The organism is Streptomyces sp. PA03-6a, from assembly GCF_033792765.1.
Taxonomy (GTDB): Bacteria; Actinomycetota; Actinomycetes; order Streptomycetales; family Streptomycetaceae; genus Actinacidiphila.
In genome coordinates, this window is sequence record NZ_JARAVK010000005.1 from 78253 (window position 1) to 92679 (window position 14427).

Below are 14427 nucleotides of genomic sequence, written 5' to 3' on the forward strand. Positions count from 1 at the left end.
CCCTCATCGGCGGCATGATCGGGGTCCTGGTCCACATCGGCGACGTCCTGCACATCCGTACGCGCCCGGCTCAGGGGTAGAGGCCGGCCCGGAAGGCGAACGAGACGAGCTGCGCCCGATCACGTGCGCCGACCTTCGTCATGGCCCGCACCGCATGCGTCTTCACGGTGAACGGCGACACGGACATCTGGGCCGCGATCTCGTCGTTGCCGAGGCCGCTTGCAACGAGAACGACCACGTCCCGCTCCCTGGGTGTCAGAGCGCCGAAGCGTCGCAGCAGCTCCTGGTCGATCACCGGCGGCGGTCTGTCGGTCATGTGACCGATGAGCGCGGCCGTCGCGGCGGCCGACAGCGCACCGCCACCGCCGACGACCTCGGTGATGCCGGCGACGAGTTCAGCGGGGCTGACGGTCTTGCTCAGGAAACCGTTGGCACCCGCGCGCAGGGCGGCGAGGACGATGTCGTCCTGGTCGAAAGTGGTCAGCACGATCACTCGCGTCTTTTCGGGTGGATGCTCTGCGCGGATCCGGCGGGTGGCTTCGACACCGTCGATGCCGGGCATCCGGATGTCCATCAGGACCAGGTCGACGGGGTGCTCCCGGAGGAAGGAGACGACCTGGAGTCCATCGGAGAGATCACCCACGACGACGAGACTCGGGTCGAGGCGAAGCATCACCCGGATGCCGGCCCTTATGTCGTCCTGGTCGTCGACGATCAGAATCCGGGTCATCGGACGACGGCTCCCAGAGGGCTGAACTCCGCGTGGACCCGGAATCGCCCGTCGTGACTGTCGATCGTCAGCCGCCCGCTGGAGGACTCGACACGTTCGCGCATCCCGACGAGTCCGAGTCCGCTGCCCGAGTCGGAGCCGCGGGGTGAGCGAGCGACGCGGTTCTCCACCGTGACGCAGATCCTGCCGTCGCGCTCGCGCACATCCACCGTCGCCGTCCCCTCTCCGTGCCGGTAGGCATTCGTGAGTGCTTCCTGAACGACCCGGTAGACCGTCACGCCGACGCTGGGCTCGACGAAGCCGGCGGGGATGTCGATGGAGTGTCGGATGTCGAGACCGATGCTCTCGAAGGAGGCGATGAGTCCTTCCAGGCCGCTGAGCGCCGGCGTCGGCCGCAGCGCCTCGTCGTCGGAGATGTCGTCCCCGAGGCGGAGGAGCGCGAGGATGCGCTGCGTTTCGACGACGACGGTGCGGGCGCTGGACCTGGCTGAGACGAGGGCCTGCCGGGAGGACTCGGCGTCTTCGGGCAGTCCGATTTCCGCCGCGCCGAGGTGCAGGCTCAGCATCGCGACCTGGTGGCCGATGACGTCGTGGAGGTCCCGGGCGATGCGGAGTCGTTCCTCGGTCACGCGTCGGGTGGCTTCGATCTCGCGGGTGGCGATGGCGCTTTCGGCGCGTTCCTCCAGGGCCCACCAGTGGTCCCGGTGGATGCGGAGCGCGGCCCCTGTCGCACCTCCCGCCACAGCCGAGAAGACGGCGGCGGCTCCGACGACCGCGCCGCCGCGGAATCCTCCGACTGTCATGAACGCCCCGAGGAAGAAGGCCGCCACGATGCCGGTTCCGGCCAGCGGCTGCTTTCCCCTGAGGGTGACCGAGAACAGCACGAGCACCGCCATCATCCACACCGACAGGGGGTCGTGGCCCACCGCCGTCACGGCGAAGGACGCCGCGCTCGTCACGACCAGCCCCGCCCACGGCTGCCACCACGAGAGGGTGACGCCGATGCCGGCGAGGAGGACGGACAGGGCCGTCGGCCAGTCCGAACCTCTCAGGATCACCGCCACGATCTGACCGGTGAACGCCAGCGCCGCCAGCGCGTAGGCGACTCGGTGCAGCACCTCGGGGCGACGGACCCACAGCGGTGCCGCGAGCCCGTCCTGACTGTTCTGCGCCTTGCCCATGAGCCGATTCTCGTTCACGTGTGCGGCGGTCGTGTACTTCGAATGAAGTAGACCGCGCAGCTGCTTCGGTCGATCGGGACGGCGGAACGCATGCCGTCGAAGCGGATGGCATAACTACTTCGTTCGAAGTACACGGCGCCTCCCGAGGCCCCTGAGACTCGTCATCGAGGCGACCGCCTCGCACCGTCACGATCACCACGGGACACCCGATGACTCAGACCACCGCACCCTCGACCACTTCGACCACTTCGACCACTTCGACCACTTCGACCACTTCGACCACGACGGAGACAACACCTTCCGGGCTCCGATCGCTCCACCTGATCCGAGTCGTCTTCTCCCTGATCTGGGTGGCACTCGTCTTCACGACCTCCGCCTCGCTCGTGTCGGCGGACAGGCCCACGGTGATCGCCGCCGCGCTACTCGTCGTCTACCCCCTGTGGGACGCCGTCGCCACGCTCCTCGAGCGTCGCCTGGCGGGCACCGGCTCCGCGAACCGTGTCAGTACCGTCAACCTGGGTCTCGGCCTGGCCACCACCGCCGGAATGATCATCGCCGTGTTCTCCACCGTCGGGACGACCCTTCTCGTGTTCGGCGTCTGGGCCCTGCTTTCCGGAGCCATCCAGCTCGTCGTGGCGATCCGACGCCGGCGCACCGTCGGCGCCCAGTGGCCCATGGTCGTCAGCGGTGGACAGTCCGTACTCGCCGGCGCCACCATCGCCGCCTCGTCCGCCTCGGCGACGAGCAGCCTGTCCACCGTCGCCGGGTACTCGGCCTTCGGCGCGTTCTGGTTCCTTGTCTCCGTCATCGCCCTCAGCATCCGCAGCCGACGCGAAAAGCGTTGACCACCGCCGTAGCACTTCGGCCTCGCTTGGCCGGACCGGTGCGCCCAGCGTCCTCGGGCGACACCGGTTGGTGACGGCAGGCTACCGGCCGCTGCTCAGCTCGCTGCCTGCCACACCGTATCCAAGGAATCCGCTGTCGTCGGCACATGCTGAATTCCGACTACCCGCCACCCCGCGGACTCCCGAGCCACTTCGAAATGAACAGCAAGACGTTCGATCTCGCTGTCGTCCACACGACGACGTGACCAGATCACCTCGATCGCAACCCCGGCAGCATGGTAAAACGCCATCCTGCTATCAGGTACGGCGGTGTACGAATACCCTTGCGCCCGCAACGCGGCTTGACGGCGTTCGAGCCACCCAATGACGGCGTCACCGTCGAGCAGCGAATCACGCGAGACAGGCCCACTGATATGCAGCGGCGCTGCCCAGTAGTCAAGGATGAACTCCGGCCCCCGGGGAATCGCACCGCTTCCCACTGCCACCCAGGTTGGCAAGTAGTCATCGAAAAACCAATGCCCAACTTCGATGCGGACAGCAGCCTCATGAGAACCGCCCATGCCAGTGCCACCTTTCATCTCGCCAGCGTGCGCCTTCGGGCACGCGCCCGGCCGAGACGGGATATCTGCTCCGCATGGACCACGGCGGCACCGATCTCGTCGAGAGGGTATATACGTCCGAGAGAAGTCCCCACGACTCGAGAAGCATCTCCGCCAGAGGCAATTTCCACCGTTTCGTCCGGGCTGTAATCCAGGCTACTCCATCTGATGGCGCCTGCCATCAGATGGAGGGGCCGCGCTCGACCCGGCAGGTCAGCCGTGGGGTCCGCCCTGGATCAGGAGCCGGTGCGATTCCTGCAATCCCGGCGGCAGGTCGTTCGGCGATACCCACCTGGCCTCCAGAACCTCAAATGAGTCGATCTTCAGCGAGCCGCCGACGAGCTCGGCGGCATACGCCACCTCCACGCGCAGCTTGTAGCCGCTCTTGAGGTGGACCACCTCTCCCGCCTCGACTTCAAGGCCGGTCTCCTCTCGTACCTCGCGGACGACGGTGTCGCGGAAGTCCTCACCTGCTTTGGCGTAGCCGGTGGGCAGGCCCCACTGGCGGTCTTCGGGCCACAGACGGTGGCGCAGCAACAGCACGCGGCCCTCGTCGTCGCGGACAACGCCGGTTACGCCGACCATGTACTTGCTGTTCATCAGCCACATGACCCGCCACTGCAGAGGTCCCCGGATGATCCGCCACAGTCCAGCGATGATGCGCTTCATTCCTTGCCTCTCGGGAGTTGGGCCGCCAGTGCACCCCGCAGTAGGGCCACGATCCCGCATGGAAGGGTGGCCTTCAAAACTCGCTGAGTGGATGGATCGGAGGTCCGCCGCAGTGGAGATCGGGTGGCGACATGAGCCGGTCCACTGCCTCGTCGTGACGGCTGGTCAGGGACGAGGTCCAGCCGGCGTACAGGTCGGCGTCCGCCGCGGCAGCCGCGGTCAGATCCGCCACCCAGCGCGGATGACGCGGCGGCGACGCTCCAAGGCCGTCGCGGGCGGCGAATCCGCCTCTGCGGCGGGCGCGTTCCGCAGTGACCTCCAGTACCACGGCGACGGCTTCGTCCGCGGTGACGGCGGCCGCGGCGCGCTGCCAGGCCCGGCGGTCCTCGTCGAGTCCCGGTGCGGCCGCATTCCCGCCCGCTTCCACCGCAACCACTGCTCCACTCGCGCGGTCAGGCCGGGGTCGCGGTGAGCGTTCCGATGCGGTCCGCGGCGGCCACGTCGCCGGGCTCGGCGCGGAGCCGGGTGCCGAGGCGGGCGGCGGCCTGACGGTGGGGGCCGGAGGCGAGCAGTTCGGAGATGGCGGCGCGGATCCGCTCAGGGGAGGCGTTCCGCCGGACGACGCGCGCGGCCCCTTGCCGCTCGACCGCCCTGGCGATCATCGGCTGGTCGAGCATGGGGTGCATCGGCATGACCACCAGCGGCAGATCGTGGGCGAGTGCCTGCATGGTCGTGCCGTGGCCGCCGTGCCCGACGACCAGCGAGACCCCGTGCATCACCTCGGCGTGCGGGACGTAGGGGTGGACTTCGGCGTTGCGCGGCGGGCGCAGCGCCGAGGGCTCCACGGCGTGGCCGGTGGCCATCACCGCGTGGACGGGCAGGTCGGCGACCGCGTCGAGGATGGCCTGCAGGGCGCGGGCCTGCGCGGGGTAGTGGATGGTGCTCAGGCTCACCAGGACACGCTGTCCCTCCGGCGGTGCGGCAGGCACCGTCGGACCGGCCAGCACCGGCCCGGTGTGGTGGACGTTCCGCGGTCTCGGGCGCCGTCCGGCCGGGTCAAGCTCCTCCAGGGCGGTGACCAGCACCGCGTCGGCGGACGACCAGAGCCGCATCGGGCGGTACCCCTTGGCGGCCGCGACCAGGCCCATCGGTCCACGGCACCAGTTCTTGACCAGGTACTCGTAGAAGGTGTGGGCCAGCACCACATGGCGCAGCCCTGTCTCCTGGGCGGCCCGCAGCGCGGGGAGGCTCAGGCAGTCGATCACCGCCAGGTCGACCGGCTCGCGTGCCACGGTGGCCGCCAGGTCACGACCGGGTCCGGCGTCGGTGAACATGGCGAGGAAGCTCGCCGGGGTGTTGCGGGCCGTGGCCGACCAGGGCCGGGCGGAGGCGTACGGCTCGAAGCGGAACCCCGCCCCCTCGATCCTCTTCCGCTGCTGCGGATGTCCGAGGAAGCGGACGGTGTCGCCCCGCCGGGCGAGCTCGGCGGCGATGCCGAGGGCCGGCGGCAGGTTGCCTCCGCCGTCCCAGGTGACGAACAGGATGCGGGCCATCTCAACGCTCCTCCCCCACGGTCCTCCCCAGGACCGCGTCGATCAGGTACCTGACCCGCTGCTGCGCCTCGTCCCGGTCCAGTCCCCGGTCATGGCGGAGCAGCTTCCATGTGCAGACATCGGTGGCGACGACCAGCAGGTCGGTCACCACCTCGCCTTCCGTGCCGGTGCGTCCGGACATCTGGGGTGCGAAAACCTCCTGCACCCAGGCGCGGTGCAACCGGCGGCCCTGTTCGGTCACCGACCGCGCCCTGGGGTCGCCGAGTTCCTCGCCGAGCAGCCGCAGCACCATCTCGCCGCGCCGCTCGTAGTGGTCGAAGAGCACCTCGACCGCCGTCGCCACGTCCCCCACCGGCGCGGCCCGCTCTTCGCGGACCTCGTCGCGTACGTGTGCGGCGACGGCGTCAAACAGCCCGTCCCTGCTGCCGAAGTGCCGCAGCACGGTCCGGACGCTCACGCCCGCGCGCGCCGCGACGTCGGCGAGCACGATCTCCAGCGACTTGGTCTCGACCGACAGGTCGAAGGCCGATCGCATGATCCGAAGGCGTGTCCGGGCCGTCGTCTCCGCCCGGGCCTTCATGCGATAAGTCCGTTTGCTGTCCACGTCGTTGTCCATGCGGGTCCCAGTGGACCACCACCCTATTTTGGCGTCAACGAACGTGACATGAATGTGAGTCTGCGGCCCCGCCCCGGCGGCCGGCGCGACTCCGGCAACAAGGCCACAACCGTGCTTGAGCGGCTCAGTTGTCCAGAGATGCCACATAGGCAGCCAGCTTGGGCGGGCTCACCACCCACATGATGCGTTCGATGCCGCGCTCCGACACATCGGCGGTCACAAGAGCCACTGCGTCACCGTGGCTTGTCACCAGGGCAGCCGGCCTTCCGTTGGCCTCCACCCAGCGGATGTCCGTCTCGGGCCAGAAGCGCGGGGGCTTGTCGTAGCTCGCGGAAGCGGCCGAGTGGTAGGCCCTGACGACCTGTTCCAGGGACGGCGGTTCCTCGCTCAGGGACAGAACGCTCTGCACGCGGAGGGCGCCGACTGCTGCCCGATACTCGCCGTCGTGGTTCGCAAAGAGCACTCGCTCCGGCTGCCCCGAGGCCCCTTCCAGCCGCTGCCCCAGCATCAAGGAGATCACTGGAAAGTCCCGCGCCAACGCGTGAACATGCGCCGTCGGCATGTACTCGTTGCCAGACGTCGTACGGTCGAGACAGACACCCTGGACGACCGGGCCGATCCGACGGAGCAGGTGTAGCGGCTTCCAGACGTCGAACCCCGGAAGCGCGGCGGCCCAGTCCGCCGTTACCCGTCGAGGCGTCAGGGCGCCCGACTTCTTCATGGATTCACCTCGATGGCGAGTATGGCACCCGAAACCTTGAGGAGGGGCCCATACGGGTTGTGTCCGCTCGGCCCCCTGACGGGTCAGCAGCCCCGGTCGTAGATCGCCCGCAGCCACGGTTCCCTGACGGCGGGCATCCGCGCGAGCGTGTACCGGAACGCCTCCGTGGACGGCTGGAACGGATACCACTCGTGCGGCGGCAGCGGGTCGTCCCGCTCCACCCCTGCCGGCAGTCCGCCGACCACCGGCAGCCGGGTCCGGTGCGGAGGGAAGGCGAGTTCGGCCCAGAGCGCGCCATCCATAGGTACCGGCACCACCCCGGCACGCGGCTGCCACATGTCTCCGGTCTGCGGATGTACCGGCACCAGCACCAGGTCAGCAGCCGGCTCGCCGAACCCCGGTCCCGCCAGGTCCAGCAGCTTCGCACCCTCCCCGGCGGGCAGCAGCGCGCCGAGTGCCCGACCGAGGAGCTCGGCGACCGGCCCGGGCGCCACCTCGACCGGTGCGCCCCCGGCGGCCACCACCACCTGGGCGAGTGCCACGCCCGCCGGGATGTCCCGGTACTTGCTCAGCCGATGCCACAGCGCGCCGGTGGCCAGCAACTCCGCCCAATCCATGACCGGCTGCTCCGGCGGCCCGGGCAGCCGCACTACTGCCTGCGGGACGAGCCGGACGACCTGCCAGCACCCGCAGTCGTCCATCCTCGTTCCGACCGGCAGATCGCAACCCAGGCAGGCCAGGTTCGGCCCGTCCCTCCCGTCGATGCCCATGCAGTAGCCCCCGGCCCGCTCGAGGATCAGCCTGGTGCCGCGCATGTCACCGGGCGCGAGCAGGACAGTGCCCGACGGTCCGTCGGACAGCGCACCAAAGGGCGCGAAGCGCCCCCGTTCCGCCGCCTCACGCGCCCCGACCTCGTCCCACTGCCGCCATGGCGGCCCGTACGGCGCAGGATCGACGGCGTAGCACCCGGCCTCCAGCAGTGGCGGGTGCAGCTTCTCCCAGTGGGTGTCGGCCAGGTGGAGCGGCAACGCCACCTGCGACACCGCCGCCGTCAGGACCGCGCCGCAGCCCGCACACCCGAACACCGCCAAGCTGTCCCCTCCCGCCGCCGAAACCCCTGCATCCCACCAAGCAGGCAGAGTGGGGAGCAACGGGTTTTCAGACGACGCTGAGCGCCCCACCGACAGGCAGAGCGGGCCTCGACGTCCCGGTCGCAGCCTCAGGAAGCGGGAAGCCGCGTCGGACTGAGCCTCTGAACCTGAAGACAGCCGTCGACCAGGTCCGGGCTCATGAGTGTCGGTTCTGGCTCAGTTGAGTGACGGCTGTGAGTCGTTGGGCGGCTTGGCAAGTTGCCCGAAAACGCATAGTGGCCAGGGTCTCGGCCGACGGTTCGGGGTCCTGGGATCGTGATGCGAAGTCGTCGCCCTTCTCTTGAGGCGCCTGCTGTGATCAGAATGCCGCTATGACGACGATCTCCATGGGTGCTGAAGAGGTTGCCGCCGCCGTCGACGCCGGGAGCCGCAAAGGAGTGTTCCTGGTCGCCATCGATGGCTTGGGGGGCTCCGGCAAATCGACCTTGGCGACGGCCCTGGCGGAGTTGCGCGGCGCCGCGGTGGTTCACGGTGACGACTTCTACCGCCCCATGGACCCGGAGGAGCGCGCCGGGCTGAATCCCGAAGACGGCTACCACCGCTACTTCGACTGGCAGCGGCTGCGCGAGGAAGTGCTTGTACCCCTCGCGGCCGGCCGTGATGCCGCCTACCGGCGCTACGACTGGGCGACCGGTGATCTGGCCCCGGACGAAAGCCATTGCGTCTCCGCCTGCGGCATCGTCGTCGTGGAGGGCGTGTACACCGCCCGGCCCGAACTCGCCGACTACTACGACCTCCTTGTCTACGTTGACACCCCGCGGGGGGAATCCATGCGCCGCCTGCGCGAGCGCGGTGACGACCACGGCCCGATCGACTGGGAGTCCCGCTGGCGCCTGGCCGAGGAGCACTACCTGGCCCTGACCCGTCTCCGGGAAAGGGCCCACCTCGTGGTCTCCGGGCACTGATCCGCCCCCGGCCGCCGGTTGAGCATCTGTTCGGCCGCGCGGGCTTCACGCTCCTACGGAAACGTGTCCTGCTCGCCGCATGACACCGCTGTCGGTGGCCGATGCGATCATCACCGCACGTTGACGCGAGGAGATCGCCATGGGCACCTGGGACATCGGCCCTTTCGAGAACGACATGGCCGCCGACTTCGCCTACACGCTGGACGAGACGGCCAAGGACGAGCGCGAGAGCCTTGTCCGGGCGACGCTGACCCGCGCCATCGCGACCGGGGACTACCTTGAGAGCCCAGAAGGAGCAGAGGCCGTCGCCGCGGCCGCTCTCATCGCGGCACAGTGCCCAGCCGGTGAGCCGATCAGCACTTGCTACGGGCCCAAAGAGGCCCTCCCGCAATTCGCCGACGATCTTCGGCCGCTTGCTGTTGAGGCGCTCGACCGGGTGGTCGCCGGGGAGTCCGAGCTCGCTGAACTCTGGGACGAGACGTTCGATGGCCCCAAGTGGCGGCAGAGCGTCAGCCGCATTCGCGCAGTCCTCGCACCCTCACCCGAGCCCGAACCCCAGAAGGACGCACTGTTCGATCTATGACCGGACAACCCAGCGTCACCGATCACAGAGCCTGAGCCACTTCGGCAGGCGTCCCACCCGAGCCGTGGTCGATGGTCACGAGAACGAATACACCCGGTGGACCCTCCCGCCGACCGGGTGAAGGAAAGCGTCGGCCGGGCCGCGAGCCGGCCGTCGGTGACCCCGCTACGATGCGCCCATGCCTGAGCAGTTGTTCGACCGCACGAGCCGCGGTTGCACGGTTGACGATCTGGACTCCCGGTTGCGTACGGCGATTCTGGCCGTCACAGAGACCGAGCTGCTCGGTGATGCCGCGTCGACCGCGGTCGCCTGCGTGGAGACCCGCAGTGTGCCCCGGCGCCGTCCCGGCGTCTTCGCGCGCTTGCTCGGGGGCGACCCACAGCGCGAAACGCTGACTGCTGCCGTGTTGCTGCCGCGGCATCTCTTGGTCGCGGTCACCGACACGCACACGGGGAAGGCCACAGCACGTTCCGGGCGGCTGGCTGACATGACCGTCACCGAGGTCGATCAGCGACTGGCCATTGACTCCGGGGTATCGGTGTTCACCCGCTGGTCGAACCGGTCCGAGGCCGAGTCGATGCACGTCGCGCTCGGTGATGATCCCGCCGGCGCCTCGTTCAAGGACATGCTGCGCCACGCCGTCCAGGCGGCACAGCGCGGCTGAGCGGCCTGTGCCGCAGACCGGGCACCCCACGGTGGCATGGATCGTGAAGCTGACCGCCGACGCGCCCCTGCCGCACTTCTCCTGCAGCGGCAGCGCGCTCGTCGTCAGGCCTTGAGGGAGAACGCGGAGACGTCCATCGCGGTGGCCACCGACTCGAACGGCGTGTTCAGAAAGGTCCCGCCGGCACAGGCTATGGAAGCCCCGCGGTAAATCCCTGCGCAGCCCGCCCGGGAGACGTAAGCTGGGTGCACCGACGCGGGGTGGAGCAGCTCGGTAGCTCGCTGGGCTCATAACCCAGAGGTCGCGTGGTTCAAATCCCGCCCCCGCTACCAACATCCGGCCCCTGCCCGACTTCCCGTCGGGCAGGGGCCGGAGCCGTATGCCTGGCCCACCACCCCCTTTGGCCGTGGACGGCCCGGCGGGCCGAGCTGGTTCCGGTTTGACGGAGACCACTGGTGCGGTTGTGGTCAGGCTGCGTGTGCTGACCCGTATTCCGTTGGACTGCGGTAGCCGACGCTGCTGTGCAGACGGTGCGGACCCCACGGCACAACGGCAGGCCATTGCCCATAGGGCCGGTGGCGAACTGCCCGGGGCGCGGAGGTCTCAGCCGTCGAGTCCTGCCACGCGGCGATGTGCCGGGCCCGTGATGAACGCGTGTGTGCCTTCGGCCGCAGTGGTACGGGGTTCGGTCACCATCCGGCCAGGCGTGTCGGCAGCGGGAGCCGCCGATCGCGATCACGGGAAGGTTCGGAGGCGGGAGCGTGTTGTTATGCTGGCGGCTGACACAGGACGGCAATGAGGAGTGACAGACGTGGTGGGTGACGACGACATCTCCGGGTGAGATCCGGATCTGACGGCCACCGGCCGGCGCTCAGGAGCGCTGCCGAGGTGGTCCGTTTCGTCGTGCCCCCTTCTCCCACGTCTGCCCAGGGCAGAGGTCTACGCTCTGCCCTCGTACCTCCGAGGTCATTTCCATGTCCGACGCCGCTGTCATCTGCTCGAACGTCTCCTTCGGCTGGCCCGACGACACCCCCGTCTTCCACGAGCTGTCCTTCTCCGTGCCTCCCGGCCGTACGGGCCTGGTGGCGCCCAACGCTTCCGGCAAGAGCACCCTGCTCAAGCTGATCGCCGGTGAGCTGAAGCCCGCCACGGGCTCGGTGTCGGTGAACGGCACGCTCGGCTACCTCCCGCAGACCCTGCCCCTGACCAGCGGCCTCACCGTCGCCGAGGTGCTCGGCGTCGCCGCGGTGATCCGCGCCCTGGACGCCGTGGAGTCCGGGGACGTCGACGAGAAGCACTTCGCCACCATCGGTGACGACTGGGACATCGAGGAGCGCACCCGCTCGCAGCTCGACCGTCTGGGCCTGGCCGACCTCACCTTGGACCGCAGCCTGAGCACACTCAGCGGAGGCCAGGTGGTCTCCCTCGGGCTCGCCGCCCAGTTGCTCAGGCGTCCCGACGTCCTCCTGCTCGACGAGCCGACCAACAACCTCGACCTCCAGGCCCGGCACAAGCTCTACGACGTGCTGTCGGAGTTCAACGGCTGTCTGCTCCTGGTCAGCCACGACCGCGCGCTGCTGGACCGCATGGAGCGCATCGCCGAACTCGGCAGCGACGAACTGCGCCTGTACGGCGGTACTTTCACCGAGTACGAGGAGACCGTCCGTGCCGAGCAGGAGGTCGCCGAGAAGAACGTCCGCAACGCCGAGCAGGAACTGAAGCGGGAGAAGCGGGAACTGCAGCAGGCCCGCGAGCGCGCCGAGCGCCGGGCGAGCAACGCCGCCAAGAACCTGAAGAACGCCGGGCTGCCCAAGATCTTCGCCGGAAACATGAAGCGCGGCGCGCAGGAGGCCGCGGGCAGGTCCGGCACGATGCACGCGTCCCGGGTCAGCGACGCCAAGGCTCGCCTCGACGAGGCCGGACGGGCCCTGCGCGAGGAGCAGCGGCTCACGCTGGAGCTGCCCGGCACCCAAGTGCCCGCCGGCCGCAACCTGTTCCTCGGCGAGGGCATGCAGGTCCGCCTGGGCGACCAGGAAGTGTTCGCGGCGGGCGGCGTCGACCTGAGCGTCCGGGGCCCCGAGCGCATCGCACTGACCGGGCCCAACGGCGCCGGCAAGACCACGTTGATGCGGCTGGTCACCGGTGGTCTCGCCCCGGACAGCGGGGAGATCAAGCGCAACGACGGGAGGATCGCCTACCTGTCGCAACGCCTGGACCTGCTGGACCTCGACCGGACTGTGGCGGAGAACTTCGCCGCGTTCGCGCCCGAGCGGCCCGAGGCGGAGCGGATGAACCTGCTCGCCCGGTTCCTCTTCCGGGGCGCGCGGGCCCATCTGCCGGTGGGTGTGCTCTCCGGCGGCGAGCGGCTGCGCGCCACCCTGGCCTGCGTGCTGTGCGCGGAGCCGGCGCCGCACCTTCTGCTGCTCGACGAGCCCACCAACAACCTCGACCTGGTCAGCGCGGGCCAGCTGGAGAGCGCGCTCAACTCCTACCAGGGTGCCTTCATGGTCGTCAGCCACGACGAGCGGTTCCTGGCCGAGATCGGGATCAGCCGCTGGCTGCGGCTGGCCGACGGGGTGCTGAAGGAGACGGGGGCACCGGCGGTGTGAGCCGCCGACGTGTGACGTGGTCCGCGTCCGAGGCCGTGCGCCCGGCGGACCGAGAACCGATCACGCCAGGACGGTAAACCCCCGTGCCCCAGCCCGCTCTGCTCGCCCACGACCTCGTCCGGACTCTCGGTGGACGTCGCGTCCTCGACGGTGTCTGCCTCACCGCCTCCCCCGGTCACCGCATCGGCCTGATCGGGGAGAACGGCGTCGGCAAGTCCACCCTGCTGCGGCTGCTCGCAGGGGTGGACGAACCCGACGCGGGAAGCATCTCCCGCCCCCACGACGTCGGTTTCCTCCAGCAGGAGATGCCGTTCGACGCGGACTCCACCCTCGGCGCCGTACTGGACGAGGCGCTGCGCGAAGCCCATGAGGACCTCGCCGAATTGGACCGTCTCGGCGAGGAGCTGACCCGCGTCCCCGAGGACGACCCCGGCCACCGGGAACTCCTCGACACCTACGGCAGACGTCTCGAACAGGCCCAGGACCGGGAGTCCTGGGACGCCGACCGCCGCGCCGCGATGGTCCTGGACGGCCTCGGCCTGGGCGCCCTCGGCCACGACCGGAGCCTTCGCACGCTCTCCGGCGGGCAGCGCGGCCGGCTCGCCCTGGCCGCGCTGCTGGTCCGGCGGCCCTCCGCGCTGCTCCTGGACGAGCCGACCAACCACCTCGACGACGACGCCGCCGCTTTCCTCGAGGCGCAGGTCCGTTCCCTGCCCGGCACCGTGGTGGTCGCCAGCCACGACCGGGCGTTCCTCGACGCCGTCACCACCGACCTGATCGACCTCGACCCGGCGCTCAACGGACCCGTCCGCTACGGCGGCAACTACAGCGCCTACCTCTCCGCGAAGCACACCGAGCGGCAGCGCTGGGAGCGGCGGCATGCCGAGGAGCAGGAGGAACTGGAAGAACTGCGCGAGTCGGTGGGCGTGACCGCGCACAGGGTCGCCCCGGACCGGGGCCGCGTCGACAACGAAAAGATGGGCTACGGCCATCGGGCCGGCCGCGTACAGCACTCCGTCTCCCGCCGGGTGCGCAACGCCACCCGGCGGCTGGAGGAGTTGGAGCGCACCCAGGTCGCCGAGCCACCACGCCCCCTGCGCTTCGCCGCCGGAGACCTGGCAAGGGGGGCCGAGGAGAGCACTGAGCCGCTGGTGAGACTACGGGACGTGCGGGTGCCGGGCCGGCTGGCACTGGACTGCCTGGAGGTGGCGGCGACCGACCGGCTGCTGGTCACCGGCGGCAACGGGGCCGGCAAGTCGACGCTGCTCGCCGTCCTCGCCGGACAGCTCCCGGCCGAGGGCGAGGTGCACAAGCGGCACCACATGACAGTGGGACTGCTCACCCAGGACACCGTGTTCGAACGGCCCGCACGCACCGTCCGCGACACCTATGAAGCGGCGGTGGGCCAAGCCCGGGCGGTGAAGGTGCCGCTCGGCTCGCTCGGCCTGATGCACGCGGCCGACCTGGACAGACCGGTCGGGGAACTGTCGGTGGGACAGCGCCGGCGGCTGGCGCTGGCGCTGTTGGTGGCCCGCCCGCCCCACCTGCTGCTCCCTGACGAGCCCCCGAAACCCCCTTAAAACCGATATTCCGCTTTTTTT

At 69.6% G+C, this 14427-nt stretch carries 15 protein-coding genes, 1 tRNA gene and 1 pseudogene; 7 read left to right on the forward strand and 10 right to left on the reverse strand.

All coding sequences use genetic code 11. The features are described 5' to 3' along the window. Window positions 1-70: 70 nt before the first annotated feature. The 3 genes from PV350_RS02415 to PV350_RS02425 form a co-directional block, all read right to left on the reverse strand. Complete coding sequence (locus tag PV350_RS02415) at window positions 71-730, reverse strand: response regulator transcription factor (protein WP_500332679.1); 660 nt, start codon at window positions 728-730, stop codon at window positions 71-73. Next, window positions 727-1911, reverse strand: a complete 1185-nt coding sequence (locus PV350_RS02420) for a sensor histidine kinase (protein ID WP_499510094.1) — start codon at window positions 1909-1911, stop codon at window positions 727-729. Before PV350_RS02420 ends, PV350_RS02415 begins: the two co-directional genes overlap by 4 nt. Before the next feature lie 214 nt (window positions 1912-2125). Then, window positions 2126-2278: a hypothetical protein gene (locus tag PV350_RS02425; RefSeq protein ID WP_500332680.1), complete on the reverse strand. Its 153-nt coding sequence runs from the start codon at window positions 2276-2278 to the stop codon at window positions 2126-2128. Between PV350_RS02425 and PV350_RS02430 the strand changes: the two genes are divergently transcribed. After that, window positions 2262-2756: a DUF308 domain-containing protein gene (locus tag PV350_RS02430; protein WP_500332681.1), complete on the forward strand. Its 495-nt coding sequence runs from the start codon at window positions 2262-2264 to the stop codon at window positions 2754-2756. The genes PV350_RS02425 and PV350_RS02430 overlap by 17 nt on opposite strands. A 95-nt stretch (window positions 2757-2851) precedes the next feature. Here PV350_RS02430 and PV350_RS02435 read toward each other — a convergent pair whose 3' ends face one another. From PV350_RS02435 to PV350_RS02465, 7 genes and pseudogenes are all read right to left on the reverse strand, one after another. Next, window positions 2852-3316 (reverse strand): DUF6841 family protein, encoded by a 465-nt coding sequence (locus tag PV350_RS02435; RefSeq protein WP_500332682.1) that lies wholly within the window; start codon window positions 3314-3316, stop codon window positions 2852-2854. A gap of 252 nt (window positions 3317-3568) precedes the next feature. Continuing rightward, window positions 3569-4024 carry an NUDIX domain-containing protein gene (locus PV350_RS02440; RefSeq protein ID WP_500332683.1) on the reverse strand — a complete coding sequence of 152 codons (456 nt, stop codon included), beginning with the start codon at window positions 4022-4024 and terminating at the stop codon, window positions 3569-3571. 73 nt (window positions 4025-4097) lie between these two features. After that, window positions 4098-4451 (reverse strand): hypothetical protein, encoded by a 354-nt coding sequence (locus PV350_RS02445; RefSeq protein ID WP_500332684.1) that lies wholly within the window; start codon window positions 4449-4451, stop codon window positions 4098-4100. A 25-nt stretch (window positions 4452-4476) separates the two neighbouring features. Then, the gene (locus PV350_RS02450) at window positions 4477-5577 is read right to left on the reverse strand and encodes a glycosyltransferase (RefSeq protein WP_500332685.1); all 1101 of its coding nucleotides are present in this window, start codon (window positions 5575-5577) and stop codon (window positions 4477-4479) included. Between the two features lies 1 nt (window position 5578). Beyond that, the gene (locus tag PV350_RS02455) at window positions 5579-6112 is read right to left on the reverse strand and encodes a TetR/AcrR family transcriptional regulator (protein ID WP_499510100.1); all 534 of its coding nucleotides are present in this window, start codon (window positions 6110-6112) and stop codon (window positions 5579-5581) included. A 205-nt stretch (window positions 6113-6317) separates the two neighbouring features. Beyond that, window positions 6318-6506 (reverse strand): annotated as a pseudogene (locus PV350_RS02460) (RNA polymerase subunit sigma-24); the annotation flags it as partial. A 491-nt stretch (window positions 6507-6997) separates the two neighbouring features. Continuing rightward, complete coding sequence (locus PV350_RS02465; protein ID WP_499516738.1) at window positions 6998-7999, reverse strand: hypothetical protein; 1002 nt, start codon at window positions 7997-7999, stop codon at window positions 6998-7000. A 377-nt stretch (window positions 8000-8376) separates the two neighbouring features. On the opposite strand from PV350_RS02465, the gene PV350_RS02470 reads away from it, so the two are divergent. From PV350_RS02470 to PV350_RS02495, 6 genes are all read left to right on the forward strand, one after another. Continuing rightward, window positions 8377-8970, forward strand: coding sequence for a uridine kinase family protein (locus tag PV350_RS02470; RefSeq protein ID WP_500332686.1), 594 nt, complete (start codon window positions 8377-8379; stop codon window positions 8968-8970). A gap of 139 nt (window positions 8971-9109) precedes the next feature. After that, window positions 9110-9553, forward strand: coding sequence for a DUF4259 domain-containing protein (locus PV350_RS02475; RefSeq protein ID WP_499510105.1), 444 nt, complete (start codon window positions 9110-9112; stop codon window positions 9551-9553). Between the two features lie 178 nt (window positions 9554-9731). Further along, complete coding sequence (locus tag PV350_RS02480; RefSeq protein ID WP_499517070.1) at window positions 9732-10217, forward strand: hypothetical protein; 486 nt, start codon at window positions 9732-9734, stop codon at window positions 10215-10217. Between the two features lie 254 nt (window positions 10218-10471). Further along, window positions 10472-10549, forward strand: a tRNA-Met gene (locus PV350_RS02485). 642 nt (window positions 10550-11191) lie between these two features. Then, a complete protein-coding gene (locus tag PV350_RS02490; protein ID WP_500332688.1) occupies window positions 11192-12826 on the forward strand; it encodes an ABC-F family ATP-binding cassette domain-containing protein in 1635 nt (544 codons plus the stop codon). An 83-nt stretch (window positions 12827-12909) separates the two neighbouring features. Continuing rightward, window positions 12910-14406, forward strand: a complete 1497-nt coding sequence (locus PV350_RS02495) for an ABC-F family ATP-binding cassette domain-containing protein (RefSeq protein ID WP_500332689.1) — start codon at window positions 12910-12912, stop codon at window positions 14404-14406. The last annotated feature ends 21 nt before the right edge of the window (window positions 14407-14427 follow it).

What these genes read in the sequence shown, in the direction of transcription:
- PV350_RS02415 (WP_500332679.1), bottom strand. Translation starts at nt 730, where the DNA reads ATGACCCGGATTCTGATCGTCGACGACCAGGACGACATAAGGGCCGGC.
- PV350_RS02420 (WP_499510094.1), bottom strand. Translation starts at nt 1,911, where the DNA reads ATGGGCAAGGCGCAGAACAGTCAGGACGGGCTCGCGGCACCGCTGTGG.
- PV350_RS02435 (WP_500332682.1), bottom strand. Translation starts at nt 3,316, where the DNA reads ATGGGCGGTTCTCATGAGGCTGCTGTCCGCATCGAAGTTGGGCATTGG.
- PV350_RS02440 (WP_500332683.1), bottom strand. Translation starts at nt 4,024, where the DNA reads ATGAAGCGCATCATCGCTGGACTGTGGCGGATCATCCGGGGACCTCTG.
- PV350_RS02450 (WP_500332685.1), bottom strand. Translation starts at nt 5,577, where the DNA reads ATGGCCCGCATCCTGTTCGTCACCTGGGACGGCGGAGGCAACCTGCCG.
- PV350_RS02455 (WP_499510100.1), bottom strand. Translation starts at nt 6,112, where the DNA reads ATGCGATCGGCCTTCGACCTGTCGGTCGAGACCAAGTCGCTGGAGATC.
- PV350_RS02470 (WP_500332686.1), top strand. Translation starts at nt 8,377, where the DNA reads ATGACGACGATCTCCATGGGTGCTGAAGAGGTTGCCGCCGCCGTCGAC.
- PV350_RS02475 (WP_499510105.1), top strand. Translation starts at nt 9,110, where the DNA reads ATGGGCACCTGGGACATCGGCCCTTTCGAGAACGACATGGCCGCCGAC.
- PV350_RS02480 (WP_499517070.1), top strand. Translation starts at nt 9,732, where the DNA reads ATGCCTGAGCAGTTGTTCGACCGCACGAGCCGCGGTTGCACGGTTGAC.
- PV350_RS02490 (WP_500332688.1), top strand. Translation starts at nt 11,192, where the DNA reads ATGTCCGACGCCGCTGTCATCTGCTCGAACGTCTCCTTCGGCTGGCCC.